Source organism: Pseudomonas sp. NFACC16-2 (genome assembly GCF_900119205.1).
In the GTDB taxonomy this organism is placed as follows: domain Bacteria; phylum Pseudomonadota; class Gammaproteobacteria; order Pseudomonadales; family Pseudomonadaceae; genus Aquipseudomonas; species Aquipseudomonas fluorescens_Q.
This window is the reverse complement of record NZ_FPIX01000005.1, coordinates 156,808-172,300: the sequence shown is the minus strand read 5'-3', so window position 1 is coordinate 172,300 and position 15,493 is coordinate 156,808. Positions and strand designations below refer to the sequence as shown.

The 15,493-nt window shown below is 56.7% G+C and carries 12 protein-coding genes; all 12 read right to left on the bottom strand.

The genetic code is table 11. The features are described from left to right. Positions 1 to 49: 49 nt before the first annotated feature. The 12 genes from fliD to BT116_RS07030 all read right to left on the bottom strand — a co-directional run bounded on the left by fliD (position 50) and on the right by BT116_RS07030 (position 15,466). A complete protein-coding gene (gene fliD / locus BT116_RS07085) occupies positions 50 to 1,480 on the bottom strand; it encodes a flagellar filament capping protein FliD (protein WP_072341593.1) in 1,431 nt (476 codons plus the stop codon). 82 nt (positions 1,481 to 1,562) lie between these two features. Beyond that, positions 1,563 to 1,928 carry a flagellar protein FlaG gene (locus tag BT116_RS07080; protein WP_072341590.1) on the bottom strand — a complete coding sequence of 122 codons (366 nt, stop codon included), beginning with the start codon at positions 1,926 to 1,928 and terminating at the stop codon, positions 1,563 to 1,565. 72 nt (positions 1,929 to 2,000) lie between these two features. Further along, positions 2,001 to 2,849: a flagellin domain-containing protein gene (locus BT116_RS07075; RefSeq protein WP_072341585.1), complete on the bottom strand. Its 849-nt coding sequence runs from the start codon at positions 2,847 to 2,849 to the stop codon at positions 2,001 to 2,003. Positions 2,850 to 3,125: 276 nt separating this feature from the next. Then, positions 3,126 to 4,052, bottom strand: a complete 927-nt coding sequence (locus tag BT116_RS07070) for a ketoacyl-ACP synthase III (protein ID WP_072341701.1) — start codon at positions 4,050 to 4,052, stop codon at positions 3,126 to 3,128. Between the two features lie 233 nt (positions 4,053 to 4,285). Then, positions 4,286 to 7,774 carry a glycosyltransferase gene (locus BT116_RS07065; protein ID WP_072341580.1) on the bottom strand — a complete coding sequence of 1,163 codons (3,489 nt, stop codon included), beginning with the start codon at positions 7,772 to 7,774 and terminating at the stop codon, positions 4,286 to 4,288. A gap of 43 nt (positions 7,775 to 7,817) precedes the next feature. Further along, the gene (locus BT116_RS07060) at positions 7,818 to 8,855 is read right to left on the bottom strand and encodes an NAD-dependent epimerase/dehydratase family protein (RefSeq protein ID WP_256572579.1); all 1,038 of its coding nucleotides are present in this window, start codon (positions 8,853 to 8,855) and stop codon (positions 7,818 to 7,820) included. A 41-nt stretch (positions 8,856 to 8,896) separates the two neighbouring features. Continuing rightward, positions 8,897 to 9,814: a LicD family protein gene (locus BT116_RS31220; RefSeq protein ID WP_072341577.1), complete on the bottom strand. Its 918-nt coding sequence runs from the start codon at positions 9,812 to 9,814 to the stop codon at positions 8,897 to 8,899. A gap of 2 nt (positions 9,815 to 9,816) precedes the next feature. After that, positions 9,817 to 10,458: a class I SAM-dependent methyltransferase gene (locus BT116_RS07050; RefSeq protein ID WP_072341574.1), complete on the bottom strand. Its 642-nt coding sequence runs from the start codon at positions 10,456 to 10,458 to the stop codon at positions 9,817 to 9,819. Positions 10,459 to 10,519: 61 nt separating this feature from the next. Further along, the gene (locus BT116_RS07045) at positions 10,520 to 11,830 is read right to left on the bottom strand and encodes an FkbM family methyltransferase (RefSeq protein ID WP_072341571.1); all 1,311 of its coding nucleotides are present in this window, start codon (positions 11,828 to 11,830) and stop codon (positions 10,520 to 10,522) included. After that, positions 11,823 to 12,911: an FkbM family methyltransferase gene (locus BT116_RS07040; RefSeq protein ID WP_072341569.1), complete on the bottom strand. Its 1,089-nt coding sequence runs from the start codon at positions 12,909 to 12,911 to the stop codon at positions 11,823 to 11,825. The genes BT116_RS07045 and BT116_RS07040 overlap by 8 nt, the downstream gene beginning before the upstream one ends. Beyond that, positions 12,904 to 13,665: a TylF/MycF/NovP-related O-methyltransferase gene (locus tag BT116_RS07035; protein ID WP_072341567.1), complete on the bottom strand. Its 762-nt coding sequence runs from the start codon at positions 13,663 to 13,665 to the stop codon at positions 12,904 to 12,906. The genes BT116_RS07040 and BT116_RS07035 overlap by 8 nt, the downstream gene beginning before the upstream one ends. Before the next feature lies 1 nt (position 13,666). Further along, positions 13,667 to 15,466: a thiamine pyrophosphate-binding protein gene (locus BT116_RS07030; RefSeq protein WP_256572580.1), complete on the bottom strand. Its 1,800-nt coding sequence runs from the start codon at positions 15,464 to 15,466 to the stop codon at positions 13,667 to 13,669. Positions 15,467 to 15,493 lie beyond the last annotated feature (27 nt).

Sequence of the window (15,493 nt, the reverse complement as noted above, 5' to 3'; positions counted from 1 at the left end):
CCCGGAACGTTGCCAAAACGTTGCCGGGCTTTTTTGCATCGGTCGAATATCAGCTGTTTTTCTGCCGCGCCGTCATCGCCTCGAACATCGAAGTGATGTTGCTGGCAGTGGCCTTCAACTTGCCGACCAGGGTATCCATGTCGTTGTATTTCTTGGTCAGCACGGCGGTGAGGGTCTCGACCCGGCGATCCAGGGCCGCCTGATCGTTCGCCAGCCGGGTCTGGGTCTTGTTCAGCGCCGTGGTCCGCTGATCCAGGATACCGCCGGTCTGGGAGTAGGGTTCGATAGCCTTGCCCATACGCTCCAGCAGACCATTGGTACCGGTGAACAACGTCTGGACTTCACCGCTGAGCTTCTTGTCGTTCATCGCCGTGGTGAACTTGGTGGTATTGAAATCCAAGGCACCGGTCTTCTGGTTGGTGGTGATACCCAGTTGCGCCAGTACGGTGAGCTTGTCGCCAGAACCGGTCTCCGACAGCGGACCGCGAATCGACGCCAGCAGCGAACGAGGCAACGCGTCACCGGTCAACTTTGCCGGCACGGTAGGGTTACCGTCAGCATCGAGCGAAGGCTTGGTCAGCGCGGTGATACTGGTGGCAATGGCGTTATAGGCGTCGACGAATTTCTGGATGGACGCTTTCAGACCATCATTGTTCGGCGCGACGGTAATGGTTGAAGTAGCGCTCGCTCCCCCGCTAAGCAAATTCAACGTCAGTCCGGAAATAGCCGTGCTTACGGTATTGCTTTTGCTGGTCAGCGCCATGCCGTCGATGGAGAACGCGGCATCCTGCGCCACAGCACCAATCGCGCCCGCCGAAGTTGCTGTCAGCGCAGCGCCGCCAGCACCCACGACGTTCGTCCCGTCTATCTCAAGTCCGGCTATGCCGCTGACTGAGATGTCGGATCCAGCCCCCGTAGTCGTCGAACCTAACACCAAGCGCGAACCAAAGGAGTCGGTCACGATGTTGGCACTGAAACCCGCCGCCTTGAGGGACACGTCGGCGTTGATCGAGTCGCGAACCGATTGCAGGGTCGCGCCTGCCCCCACGTTGAGGTTGTAGTCGACGCCGTTCTGCTTGATGGTCAGCGTTCCGGTCGGGATGGCACTGCTGGCACCACCGGCAAAGGCCGCTGTGGTGACCTTGGAAGCCGTTGCAATTTTATCGACCTTGATTGAATAGGTACCACCCACCGCAGAGTTGCTGGCGGTAGCCGTCAGGACACCAGGGGCGGAAGATGTCGCGGCAAAACCCGAGAATTGCGGGTTCGTGGTACTGGCCAAGTCCTTCATGGCGGTATTGAAGGCCGCCAACAATGACTTCAGGGTTCCGACCCCGGAGATACTGTTGGTAGTCGTCGTCGTCGCTCGGGTGATCTGACCTTGCTTGGCGGCCTTGTCGGAATCGACCAGCGCCTTGACGATCGCGGTGGTATCAAGGCCAGAGCCTAGACCCAAGCCAGGTAGAATTGGACTTGCCATGTGGGACTCCCTTCAGTGTGTCGCCGGCCTTTTGACCTTTACAACGCCCAAAAGAACATAACAACAAAATTCGTGCCGGTTGTCAGGCTTCGGCGCTGAACAACAAGCTGTTTGCATCATTCAAACTGTTGGCCAGTTTCAGAACTTCTTCGTTCGGGATCTGGCGAATCACTTCACCGGAACCACTGGCAATCACTTTGACCACTACTTTGCCTGAAGGCTCATCAATAGAGAACTCCAGGTTGCGCTTGACCGACTGAACAAACTTCTCGATTTCCTGAACGGCCTTCTTGAGTTTGTCCTGCTCGGCGGCAGCGTCTTTAGGCGCTTGCTTGACCGGGGTTACGGTAGCAACCTCGGCTTGAGGCTTCTCCACGGGCTTGTCGACCACTGCGGGCACCGGCTTCGCCGCTGGATAAGACAAGTTCAGCTTCACGCTCATATCCATGTCCATCACCTCTTGAACGGAAAAAGCGAGAGAGCACGCAAGCGCACTCCCCCGCTAAAACTCATCCGGCTATTACTGAAGCAGCTTCAGTACAGCGGATGGCAGTTGGTTGGCCTGGGCCAGAACCGAAGTAGACGCTTGCTGCAGAGTCTGCTGCTTGGTCAGTTGCGCAGTTTCAGCCGCGAAGTCAGTGTCTTGTACGCGACCCAGTGCAGCACTGGCGTTTTCGTTGATGTTCTGCAGGTTGGAGATGGTGCTGGAGAAACGGTTTTGTGCGGCACCGAGGTCGGCACGGGCAGTGTTGATGTCTTGCAGTGCCGAGTCGATCGCAGTGATGGCAGCCGAGAAGTTGGTTTCAGCAATGGCGCTGGTGGAGCCAGCGATGGTGATTGCCGAACCTACACCCATGGTGTCAGCGTCGAAGCTGGCGCTCAGGGTCAGCGTGATCTGGTTGGAGGCACCAGCGTTGGAGCCGACCTGGAAGGTCATGGTGCTGGCGGTACCGTCAAGCAGGTTCTTGCCGTTCAAGTTGGTGCTGTTGGCGATACGGGTCAGCTCGGCGCTCATCTGCGAGAACTCTTTGTTCAGAGCGTCACGATCGGTTGCGCTGTTGCTGTCGTTGCGAGACTGAACAGCCAGTTCACGCATACGTTGCAGGATGTTGGTTTGCTCCTGCATCGCGCCTTCAGCGGTCTGCGCCATGGAGATACCGTCGTTGGCGTTCTTGATCGCCATGGTCTGACCGCGGATTTGCGAGGTCATGCGGGTAGCGATCTGCAGGCCGGCGGCGTCGTCTTTGGCGCTGTTGATTTTCAGGCCGGAAGACAGACGGGTCATCGAAGTGGACAGAGCATCGGAAGCCTTGTTCAGGTTCTTCTGAACGTTCAACGATGTGACGTTAGTGTTTACTGTTAAAGCCATGACGAATTCCTCGTTGGTTGGGTACTGCGGCTTCCGGCCCTGGCAACCGCCGGGTGTGGCCTAGAGAACCTTCGTAATAGTTATCGTCGGGTTGGGAACTTGCTTGAGGGCTTTTTTCAAAAAATTTGCTAGCAGACTGCCACCCCTTGTGAAACAAGGGGTTAGCGTTGGGCAAAGGCCCGAAAAATGGCGTCAAGAAACCGCAGAACAAAACCGCAGGCAAAAAAATAGCGCCACAGGCTGACCTGAAGCGCTAATAGGGAAGGAGGTAATCAATCAATCACGATAAAGAATCGCCGATCCCCAGGACAGGCCTACACCGAAACCGCTAATTGCCACGCGCTTCCATTCGGCGTCCAGGACGTGCTTTTCCAACAGCAGCGGAATGCTCGACGACACGGTATTACCGGTCTCGACCATGTCCTTGATGAATTTCTCAGGATCTCCCTCGAAACGCCGCGCCACGGCATCGACAATCGCCGCACTGCCCTGGTGGATGCAAAACGCATCGATATCGCTCGCCTGCAGTGAGGACTCATTCAGCAGTTCGTGCAAATGAGCCGGCACTTTCAGCAAGGCAAAATTGAACACCTGGCGACCGTTCATGAAAAACACACCGTCGCTGACCTTAAGGTGCGGCGCGCCGGACCCGTCGGTGCCAAATTTGGATTTGCCCAACTGCCAGCTGGCACCCTCCGCCATCCAGGTGGCCGTGGCCGCATCGCCAAACAACATGGTGGTGTTGCGATCTTCAGGGTCGACAATTTTCGAATACGGGTCGGCGGTGACCAGCAATCCGTTCTTCAGCCCTGCAGCCTCCATGAAGCCTTTCAGAGCATATATGCCGTACACGTAGCCCGAGCAGCCGAGCGATATATCGAACGCCGCCACATGGGTCGGCAGCCCGAGCTTGTCCTGCACGATGGCGGCCGTGTGCGGCAACCCCTCTTCGTCACCGTTTTGGGTAACGACGATCAGTGCATCGATTGAATCGCGCGAAAGCTCCGGGTTGTTGGCGAACAACGCGTTCACTGCTTGTACACACAGATCCGAGGTTTCCTGGTCAGCGTCTTTGCGCGGCAAGAACGCCGAACCGATCTTTCCAAGGATGAACTCTTCATCCTTCTCGAATTTGGCACCCTGAGCGTAGTTATCCACACCAGCGGTCGGCACGTAACTCGCTATGCTTTTTATGCCAATCATCATGGCTTCCCGATCATAAATAGCTACTGAATATGTACCCCAGAAACGCGGAGGGGGTGCTTCCAACGATTGAACCGCAGCCCCGGACGCGAAGTTCGATGAACTGAACGCGCCTCCGGCCCGGAGAACACAATACATTGAAGATGCACTTTATGACCTATGCGTCACGCCGTTTTCTATAGGAAAACAATTTATCCTCGCGCGACCATGCAGCGAGGTGATGTTTTTCATATTCAATCGGGCAGCCAGATGTCGCGTGAAACCAACAACGCGGGGCCTGTCAGCGTCCAGTTGCGGCCCACACGTTCACGCAGGGCATCCCCAACCTGTGCTGCGGCATCAAGATCACTCAGAAAAGCCCGAATGCCATCCATCCACGCTTCGTAACTGTTGTTGACGCGCATGATTGGCAAGTCGATTCGATAGGCCTCGACGTCGCTGCAAATGACTGGATAGCCACACGCCCCATATTCCAATAATCGCAGGGGAGTCTTGAAGCGGCTGGCTGAGCTGTCACCCAGCGGCGCCAATGCCAGATCGAGATTCAGCGATGCCAACTTCTTCGGATAGGAGGCAATATCGACGTTGCCATGACACTCATGAACGAAGGGGCGTAGATGATCCGGACATGGGCCAAGCACCACCCATTGCACCTCGCCAGCAAGGTCTTTCACCACATTGGCAAGCATATCAAGCTCACTGGCGTCGCCGATGCCTCCGGCCCAACCGATTCGCGGCTGATCTGCGCAACGGCGCTGACTGTCCAAGCCGCCCCAGTCTCCCGGGGACAGATGGGGAGAAAAGACCCGGATATCGGAATGAAACCCTTTGAATGCCTGCGCCATTGCCTCGCTGTTCACCACCAGCCGATCCATATAGGACAGGCCCTGATATAACGTCGAGAGTGCCTGCTCGGACAACGATGGATATTCACTTGTATCGTAGATTTTGAAGGCCTTGGAAAAAGCCCCCATGCGCCGCATCGCCTCAAGGTTGCTATCGCTGACCGGCTGCGCCATCACAATGACATCTGCGGAGTAGCGCTCCAGTTCCACCATGGTAAGCAAGGCGGACGACAAGCGGCCGTCGATCAATCCGGCCTCATGCAGCGCGTTGAAGGACTGGATGACTCGACGCCCACCAGGGGCCCCTTGAGTGCCGGGATAAGCTAAAACAGTCGGCAGAGCCTTACAGGCTGCCAAGGGACGCCAGGACAGCTTCGAGTCCGCGAGCTTGAACGCCGCACCGGTCGCAAGCGAAAAATTGAGGTTGTATGCCGGATCCCGAGCCAGTTGAGGCAACCATCGCTCATATAAACGGTATTGCTGCTCCGGCGAAGCCGCGGGACTTTCCGACTCGCTAACCAACAACTTCACTCGCGGCGTCCACACATTCAAATAACCGGTTTGCTGGGCCTTCAGGCAAAGATCCACATCCGCCCAAGGCGCAAGTTCTTCGTCAAAGCCCCCCAGCGCCAGGAAGAGCTCCTGACGCAGCATCAGGCACTGGCCACTCACAGCACTGTAGTTCTGATCCACTTGTCCCCGGAGCATATAGCCTGCCGTATCGGCGCTCTGGCCTAGCAATGGTCTGCCCACGGTACCGCCCAGCCCCGTCAACAGCCCGGCATGACGCAGCTTACCGTCCGCATCAATCAACTTCGCCCCGACACACCCTACTTCTGGGCGCATGACATGGTTAAGCAATTGTTGCAGCCAGCCCTGCTCGATCACCCCGATGGCGCAGTCGAGGAACAAAAGCACATCGCCCCTTGCTCCACTGGCGGCCTGGTTGCGAATGGCTTCGACCGATGCGCTGGAAGAGAAACGCAGTACCTGGATATTGTCGACATCCAATTGCTCAATGCCCGACAACCAATCGCACAGGGTCGACTCTTCATTACCACGGTCCAGCAACAGTAATTCGTAGCGGCTGTACAGCGTCTGCCCCAACAGGCTATCGAGGCATCGCTGTGCGTGAGGTAACTGGCCATCGATCACAATCACGATACTGACCATTGGCGCATCGGCATGGTTGTAGTTCAGCTCGTAACAACCCGCCATTCTCGTATCAACGTGCGCCGCCGAGAACCCACGTACACGCAGGTGCTGCTCGATAAGCCCCCGCTCTTGGGGGTTATCCTGCAACGTCAGTAAATCGCTGATCACCAAGGGCTCGCTGATATGCCCCAACCCCTCGAGGCCGCCTGTTTCGATCAGGCGAAGAATGAACTCCAGCTCGAAGGCGTCTGGGTAATCGGTCACGAAACCGCCCATCCCCTGCCAGACATCCCGACGGAACAGCCAGTGCCCAACCATGGTGGCAGGCAGACTGAGCAGCAGGTCAAGATTGAAATCCGGACGCAGCATCAAGTCCAGGTTGCCGTTGGCATCGCGCATGACTTCGTCAGCATATACCGCCCGCAGTGCTGGCGCATTGATCAGGTCCAGAGCGGCGGTCAAGAAACCGCTGGACGTCAATTCATCCCCAGCCCTGAGTACCATGAACCAATCGGCACTCGACTCGAAAAGCCTTTGATTGATGAGTTCCAGACGTTGCGAGCCTGCGGCAATCTGGAACGCTTCGAGATTGACCTGGGGAGCGATGCTCGCCACATCAAGGAGCGCCAGCACAGTCACTCGAATCGAGGCGTAGCGGTCATCGAGGGCGTTTATACTGTCGAGCGTGCGAGCCAAGGCATGCGGCTCTCCCTTGCCATCAAGCACCAACACTTCGAATGTTGGCACGGTTTTGTCGCTCAAATACGCCTCGAGTACGTTTTCTTGGACATCGCTCAGCACTCGCGAAGCCAGCCACCGGCCGCCTTCACCACCCTTGCTTTGCTCTCGCAAGGTACGCACCGCTTGCTGGGTCACATCGACAAAGTGATCCAGCGCAGACCAGAATTTCGCCTGATGCTCAAGTTGAGTCTGACGCAACAAGGGCAAGGTTTGCCGGGCGCGTTCGATGGCCTCGGGAGTATTTCCCCAGGCCGTTCCGTAGTTCTTATTCTCGAACTCGGAAAGCTGCCCTTGTGCATATTTGCCCGGCAACACAATACTGATACACCCACAAAGCGCCGCTTCAGCGGCCAACCCCGAGCGCTCGGCAAGATAAAAATACTCGCACTGCTGGAACAGATCGGCCAGCCCCTCCCAAGAATCTGGAAACTCAGGGGTTATCTCTATTGCATCCGGCGGCAATAGCCCAGGGTCGACTTTCGCCTGCGCGGCCCTCCCTTGGTAGTAACAGACTTTTCCCGGTATCCGTTTGGCAGGATTGGCCGGCGGGCAAAAGATACTCAGGTCAATCGCTGGCAGATGGAGGATATTGTCCTCCGGCATCCCAGGCTGCAGCAGTCCTCGCGAATAGGCGAACAGCAGGTCATCCGGCTCATAGATACCACTGCCCCCCAGATACCCTGGCTGGTTCAGGAGATAACGTACAACGATCCCCGCCCCGAGTGGATTACCGTCGACGATCTCCGGATAAACCGCAATAGGCTCCAGGCCCTGGGACCGGTGCAAGGCGATGACATCATTGCTCAAGTAGGGCGTAATCAGATTCGGATTAAGCACCCGAGAGACGACATAGGCTTCATGGCCGGAACGGTTGAGTGCGTCGCATAGCATGTGCAGTACGCGAATGCCGGCAGAACTGCGGCGATAGTTCGGCGCATAAATGTAGTAAGGCTGTGGTCGCTTGGAAAACAGTTTGCGCATCAACACTTATCTCTCGTCGAATAGGGTGAGGTGTCAAGCCCGGTCAGCGGGCATCAAATGTCGATCCGTAATCCATGTCACGGGCCCAATCCGCCATGCGGTCAATGGTGGCATCCAGGGAAGTCCAGACGTCCAGCCCCAATCCTCTGGCGCGATTGATATCAGGCACATAGAACGAGCGCCCCGCGTCGTCGGGACGTCCCAGTACTTTCACCGGCTTCTCTGGCGCTATCCGGGAAACGACTCGCCGGGCCAGGTCAGCGATGCTGATTGCCTGGTCGGAGCCCACGTTGTAGGCAACACCGGATTCGCCGCGCACAAGCAAGGTCAACAGCCAGGCCGCAAGGTCTGCGCCATACAGATAGCTGCGAATCGCCTGGCCACTGGAGTTGAGAACAATCTCATCGCCATAGAGGGCGTCACGAACGAAGTTACCAATGGCAAAGTGTCCATCCAGGGGCAGTCCTGGCCCCGCGAAAGCAAAGCAGCGAGTCATCACCACCTTGATTCCATGACGTTGCGCATACAACGCCCCCAGCGTTTCCTGCGCCCGCTTGCCTTCCGCGTAAGCGCTGGCCACTGCATTACTTGCACAGGCTCCGCTATATGACTCGCAGACGCCGGTAGAAAAAGGCAGGCTTCCATACTGGGCACCTGAGCCGGTTATCAGCACGCGAGAGGAAGCGCTACGTGCGGCAAGGTCAAATACCCGTCGCGTACCGTCCACGAGTGTATTGAACAGCTCCAATGGATGCGCATTCGCCTCTGCCGATGTATCCGCAGCGGCATGCAGGATCAAATCGGGTGCACGCCCCGGCAAGTCCACGAGATCACGGATGTCCCCGGTAAACCAGCTGATCCAGTCGCACTCGCGATATTCGGGATGAGCCGCCAGGAAGCGCGCGGGGTTACGCGAGGTGATTGTCACCGTGATGGCGGCCCCTCGATTGTTGAGCTCGCCTAGCAATGCCAGTAGCCAGCGACCAAAGAACCCCGTTCCGCCAGTCAACAGAAGATGAGCACCGGACAGTTCATCCTGCAGGCTTAGCCTGGCCAGAATCGGTTGCAGGTAGTCAGGCAACCTGAATGCGGAACCTGACTGGCAAACGTGCATGTTCTTCTTCAGAAAACTGACCTCAAGGTTTCTCGGTAATCAGACTCCTGCATCGGATAGTCAGCCAACGTGACATCCTGCTTGGGGGCCTGCCAATTACCATAAACGTACGTCAGGTAACCGGGTACATCGTGTGGAGTGAAAAACTGTCGCCCCAGGAAGTTCATTGTATCCGCCGAACGAAAATGCACTTCAGGGGCGATAAACTCCGGACCGGATGACTTGGTGACCGATTTCCCATCTTCAAAAATTCGCCGCATGAAACCCAGTTCAAACGGAACGATGACGTCGCAATTAACCAGGTTCTCGAATGTAACAGACACACCGGTGACGAAATCACCGGACTTGAGGATGATGATTTCGATGCAAACGCCCGTTCGATGCGGAAGGAGCGACTTGAGATCGGACAGATGATCCAACAGCAGGGGGAATTTGTCGTCATTGATAGAAAAATCGACATCATCATCCCACGGGATCAAGTCACCATCGCGTGTGGCCCCCAGAAGCGTGCCGAAATCCATCAGAATGGGTATGTTGAACATCTCCGCAAAATCACCGACCCGTTGAATGGCATCCACTGCCAGCGCTTTGGTGAAGTCATGTGAAAACGGTTTGGCGCCATTATTGACCGCCAGCATGCTTTTAGGAGGAAGGACGATTTTCTCTGCCGAAACACCCAATTCCTCCAGTTGAGCGGTAATACTTTCCCACCAACCAGTACTTATAACGACCAGATCGTATTCCAAAGAATGCAAGGTCGAGGGCAGAACGACCGGCACCCGGCCGACGAAGGTTCCCTCCTTGAGCGGATCGTTATCAGCAAACGCAACCACGTTCAACTCGGGAAACCGGGCGAACATCAGCCGTGCCACTCGCCCGGCACCAAACAGCACCAAGCGTTTTTCTTTAAGTTGTTCAGGTACCATGTTCACCCCTTTACAGCAACGCAACGCCCAACTAGAGCATCTTCATCGCGGTACTTTGCAAAACCTCGCCCCTGTATCTGGTAGGCAATTGAAAATCCCGTCCCCTGTAGCGTATCGATCAATGCCTCATGGTCGATATAGCGACGGTAATGCTGACCAAATCGTTTCGCCCCGCTTTCATCTTCCTTGGTCCTGTACTCCAGGAAAACCAGGCTGCCGGGTGCAAGCGTATTTTCCAGCATGTCAAAGAATGCCTTTTCCACCTCGGCGTCGATCGCATGCAAAAAGAAACGCGCATAGACCGCAACGCGACGTTTGCCTTGCAGGAAATCCTGGAGGTGTTCGGTACTGCCCTCGGCGTTACTCAGCAAATACTGGACCTTGGCACTTTTTGTGCGCTGTCGGCATAAAGCGATGGCTTCGCTGGAAGCATCGAATGCCAACACCTGAAAACCGTTGAGCGCAAAAAATTCACTGTCGCGCCCGTTGCCGCAACCAAACTCAACGACCGCGTCCACGCCAATGAACTCGCCAGCAGAGAACACTGAAAACTGAGAAGGCAATTGCGGCACCGATGTATCTTGACGACTATAAAAGCCGTTCCAGTATTCCAAGCGATCAGCCAGGGTGGGATTGAAACTCATTGACGTACATCCCTTAAAATTCTTTTTAATCAATCGTGAAGTTGTCTCACGAGCCGAGGCATTAATAAAAATAGAGCGTGGTGTCGTCGACAATATCCGAATAATGACGAACACCGACTTTGTAATCCGAACGAATGGAAAGAACCGTATCGATCAATTTCCATAAATCATCACTACGGTGATAGGCACACACGCACAACTTCGGTCGTTCACGCTGTATGACTTGGCGAGCGCCACGCAGCGCGCCTTGTTCGGCGCCTTCGATGTCGAGCTTGATCAGCGTCACGTCGCCGGACATGATCTCGTCCAGCGGGATGCCAGGTACATGCGCAAGCGCTGTCGCCGGCTGCTCGGAAGATAACGCACCGAGCACATCACAACTATTGGATTCGGGCGCCGATAATTGGCAAGCCACTTCGGTCATGGCTGCCTGAAGCACCCTCACTTCGGAGCGCCCGTCGAACTTACTCTGGCATTCCAGGAATGCCAGTTGCTCTGGTTCAAAAAGACAGGCACTTTCCACCGGACCGAAACGTGATTCGATTTTGCTCAATGTGTCGCCGTTATAGGCACCGGCATCTACATAATGACGAAGGTCTTCAGCCCGGATGAATTCGGGTTCGACATATTCATCCATGAAGTCGGAACGAATCTTCGAGTCAGCATGGCCGAGATCAAGGCGCATGCCCATCAAGCCATCGAATACTTGTCGCGAGCGCTCATCATCAAGGCATAGAAATGCGGAGATGAAAGCCAAGCGTTCATCGATGACCTTAGTCCTGTAATTGCGGAAACTGGCCTCAGTGATATAAGGCGCATCCATCGCAACAAGAAATTGCTGCATGGTCATGAAATTGCCCCAACCCTTGGCCTCCAGGTCATGTTGAATGACCGCACTGTAGCGGCCACTGCCCAAGACAATAAGTGCATTGTCGGGCAGGCTGGAAAGGTCGAACGCCTTCACCGGTATCCCATCGAGCGTTGTGTTGTGTTTGCTCGCATCGTTATCGAAGAATGCTTGGACACTCCCACCGCGGTTGGCGTAAAGACGCGCCAATAGCACCCCCACTTGATGGGCACCAAAGACATAGACCGGCGCATCAAGTTGCCTTTCCAATGGTTCATAGGAAAAGTCGGAGGCACTATCGCAAAGCAACCTGGCTATGGCGGGATAGGTGCCGAGTCGTTTCAGGACATCCAAATGATGGCGCGAGCGCAGCACCACTTCCTGTTCGGCAGCAATGCTCGCCTGTGGATCGAAACGAAACTTCAGGATCGAGGATTGTCCATCAAGGGAAATCGTGCACTGATAGGTATGGCCTTCCGTCAGCGCTTCACTTTGCAGCAGATCGGCATTTTCATAGTTACGCATGCGTTGCTACCCCATTGCAGCGTTCAAAGTCATTGGGCGCGACCGCATAAAGCACCGTATCGAACGAGCTATGGGCATGACAGCGCAGAAAAAAGCGATAACCCAGGCCGTATCCGTCTATCTGTTCAAAAATGCTCCACAGATGTTCGGCGCGGTGATAGATGCTGACGGCCAAGTTCGGACGGTACTGACGAAGAAGTTGCAAGGCCCCCTCCAGCGCAGCAGGCTCTTCGCCTTCAATGTCCATCTTGATCAGTGTCGGCGCAAAGCCCGGCAGTGCGTCATCCAGTCGAACGCAGGTCACGGTCTCGCCGCCCGATTCGACAAGATGGCCGCCAGCGCCCAACGCGCCATCGAAGCCGACCTGACGATTGCCATCGGACACACCGCAAGGAAAGTTGACTGCGTTGAGATTGCCCTGGCTCTTGACGAGCACCGCATAGTTTTCAAGGTTTGGTTCGAAAGTAGCGACGGCCTCGAAAAACAGGCCAGAGGCGCGCATCTCTTCCACGGTATCGCCGGTATAAGCGCCACAATCGATAAAACGCAACGGCTGCGGCCAAGTCGGCAAATCTTCAGGAAAATACTGTCGCGGCGAAGGCGCAGGTAAGCGTAGATAGTCACCGGTAATTCTGAAATCAACGATGCGATCCAGCAGCTCCCGGCTGGTTTCATCGGCCAGGTTCTCGCGCAGATGGGCGATCCGATCAGCATTGGCCTCGTAGTAACGCGGGTCCACCAACCAGTAACGAAACGGCTGCCCTTCGGGAAAATGACGAACGAACTCAACAAGGCTGACAACACGGCCATAACCCAACTGCTGCAATTGGGCCACGACTTCGCCGACATCCACGTAATTGTTGAACAAGCCGATGATTACGCAGGCACTGGCCGGATCATGACTGGCAGCCCAGTCCTGGGCACTGGCGACAGGGATGCCATCGACCTGATCCAGAGACGCATCGCGATCCAGGAAAGCGCTGATCCTGACATCTCGATCCGCCAAATAAGCCTGGACCCGCTGGCCAGCCAAGCGCGCGCCATAAACCAGCACATGTTTGAAGTTCTGCTCATCAAGCATGTCGGTCTCCTGACGCGATCCGCACCAACACGGCATGCCCGTTGAGGTTGTGCAAGAAGCGGAAATCCTGGTTCGCGGCAGTGAACTCGTTCACCAATCGGGTCACACCTTCGCAACCAAAGAAACCATAATCGTCAAACACCACGACAGCACCGGCCACCAGGCGTGGCAACGCCCATTCCAGCACGCTGCGCGCGGACTCATACACGTCCACATCAATGTGCAGAAAGGCCAGCCGTGGACCGACATGTTCGGCGTTATGCTCCGGGAACATCCCTTCCAGCAGGTGGACACGATCGATCACGCCGCAACGGGCGGCAAGGGCCTCCACCAGTTGAATATCCGTGTCGCTGTGTTCCCCACCCTCGTAGCGGGTATCAAGACTGCCCGCCTTGACCACACCGGTGAACGTATCAGCCAGGAACACCTTGCGGCCAGGCCGCTGGCTAGCCAGCGCCAACAAGCAACCCGAACCACCGCGCCATACACCCACTTCAAGAAAGTCGCCATCGACGCCATCCAACTGCCGGGCCAGCGACCACAGCTCATACAGCCGGTATTTATCCACGAGAGTATTGCGTTCGACCAGCGCGAGCGCTTGCTCAAAGGACTTATCGCCGCACCACGGCGCATAGCTCGAATATGGCAACAACCGCTCATGACGAATTTCAGGTGACTTGGCATGCGCCCAGGAAACCGTACCGCGCAAATAGCGGTAGCTAAGACCGGTCAATTTTCTCTTCAGCCAGGCCATTTCAGTTGCGCTCCGAAATCGCCATCTGCGCATTGAATTCGTCGCGCGGCAGAAATGGGTAAAGGTCTTCCAGCGCACCGGTCTCCGGCTTGCCCTGCTCGTTGATACGGGTCATCACACGCGGCACCCGCGCCTCTTCGACCTGGACCAGCACTTCGCAGATCACCGGACCACTGCGCGCGAGCACTTCACTCAATGCGGCGTCCAGCCCCTCGTGGGCGTCGATGCGTGCATAGCCCACGCCATAGGCGGCGGACAATTGCTGCAGGTCGGGCAGTTTCAGGCCGCTGGTGTCATCGGCACCGACCAGCAGTTTGAAGTGCATGTTCTGCGACGTACGGATGGAGGCGTAGCCCTGGTTGTTGATCACGAAGCACTTGATCGGCAGGTTCTGCGCGGCCAGCGTGGCCAGTTCCTGGATATTGAGCTGCACACCGCCATCGCCCTCCACACAGATCGTCTGTTTACGACCCGAGGCAAGGCAGGCGCCGATAGCCGACGGCACGCCGAAGCCCATCGAGCCGGTGCCGCGGTTGTGGAAGCAGCGCTGATCTTTCTTCAGGCGCAGATTGAGCAGGAACAGTTCCGAGGCGAAACCGGAACTGCCCGGGGCGATCACATCACCTTCGCTCAGCAGGTCCGACAGACGATCGGTGAAGTGATACATGCTCACGCCTTCGCTGTCGTCGGCGTGCTCAGGTTGCAGCAATGGATACCGCTCGCGCCAGGCCGCGATCTGCGAACGCCACGCGGAATAATCCGGCAGCGCGGCGGCCTTGATACCCGCCACGAGCCCTTCAATGAACGGCTTGACGTCAGCCACGACTTTGACTTCAACCGGCATTTGCAGCTTGGCGATTTCAGCCGGGTCGATATCGACCACGACCTTCTTGGCATAGGGTGCGAAATGCGCGTGGTTGTAGGCCGTGAGCGCCATGTCCAGGCGCGAGCCCAAGACAATCAACAGGTCGCAATTCTGCAGAGTAAAGTTCGCCCAGCGCGGCGCGATCGAACCAGGACGACCGCCGAAGAGCGGATGATCATCCTCGATCAGGTCCATGGACAGCCATGTCGGCATGACGGGGACGCCCGCGCTCTCGATCAATGCATTGAAAGCCTCGACCGCACCGGCCATGCGAATACCGCTGCCGGCAATGATGCCCGGACGTTTGGCGGTCTTGAGCAACTCAAGCGTGCGGCTCACCGACTCGCTGACATCGACCGCTGCGGCAACCGGCGGCAATTTGGCACGGCGCAATTGAGCGGGATCGATCTGGACCGCTTGTACATCCAGCGGTACGTCGAGCCAGACCGGACCACGACGGCCAGTCAGCGCAGCATGTTCGAGTTCATCGAACACTTCAGCGACCGCCAGTGGGTCGGTCAGGGTCACCGCGCCCTTGGTAATCGAGGAAACGATGGAGACGATGTCGGCCTCCTGCACGCCCAACATGCGCAAACCGGTGCCGGCCTTCAAGTCGGCGGTCTTGACTTGGCCGGAGATGAAAAATACCGGTGTGGAGTCGAGCCAGGCACCCAGGGTCGCCGTGACCGCGTTAGTGGCGCCCGGACCGCACGTGGTCATGCAGGCACTCGGCCCCCCGGTCAGCTTGCCCGCCGCTTCGGCTGCGATGCCGGCGGCCTGTTCATGCAGGCAGAGGATCGGCTCCAGGTCTGGATGACGTCCCAGGGCATCGTTCAAATGCATGGCGCCGCCACCTGGCAGGAAGTACACCTGTTTGATGCCCAGTTCCGCCAGTCGATTCATGATGTAGTCAGCTACACGCATTTTGGTACTCATCGTTCAAAACCTCAGTTCGCCGAGCGC

What these genes read in the sequence shown, in the direction of transcription:
- BT116_RS07070 (WP_072341701.1), bottom strand. Translation starts at nt 4,052, where the DNA reads ATGATTGGCATAAAAAGCATAGCGAGTTACGTGCCGACCGCTGGTGTG.
- BT116_RS07065 (WP_072341580.1), bottom strand. Translation starts at nt 7,774, where the DNA reads ATGCGCAAACTGTTTTCCAAGCGACCACAGCCTTACTACATTTATGCG.
- BT116_RS07030 (WP_256572580.1), bottom strand. Translation starts at nt 15,466, where the DNA reads ATGAGTACCAAAATGCGTGTAGCTGACTACATCATGAATCGACTGGCG.
- fliD (WP_072341593.1), bottom strand. Translation starts at nt 1,480, where the DNA reads ATGGCAAGTCCAATTCTACCTGGCTTGGGTCTAGGCTCTGGCCTTGAT.
- BT116_RS07075 (WP_072341585.1), bottom strand. Translation starts at nt 2,849, where the DNA reads ATGGCTTTAACAGTAAACACTAACGTCACATCGTTGAACGTTCAGAAG.
- BT116_RS07080 (WP_072341590.1), bottom strand. Translation starts at nt 1,928, where the DNA reads ATGGATATGAGCGTGAAGCTGAACTTGTCTTATCCAGCGGCGAAGCCG.
- BT116_RS07040 (WP_072341569.1), bottom strand. Translation starts at nt 12,911, where the DNA reads ATGCTTGATGAGCAGAACTTCAAACATGTGCTGGTTTATGGCGCGCGC.
- BT116_RS07035 (WP_072341567.1), bottom strand. Translation starts at nt 13,665, where the DNA reads ATGGCCTGGCTGAAGAGAAAATTGACCGGTCTTAGCTACCGCTATTTG.
- BT116_RS07045 (WP_072341571.1), bottom strand. Translation starts at nt 11,830, where the DNA reads ATGCGTAACTATGAAAATGCCGATCTGCTGCAAAGTGAAGCGCTGACG.
- BT116_RS31220 (WP_072341577.1), bottom strand. Translation starts at nt 9,814, where the DNA reads ATGGTACCTGAACAACTTAAAGAAAAACGCTTGGTGCTGTTTGGTGCC.
- BT116_RS07050 (WP_072341574.1), bottom strand. Translation starts at nt 10,458, where the DNA reads ATGAGTTTCAATCCCACCCTGGCTGATCGCTTGGAATACTGGAACGGC.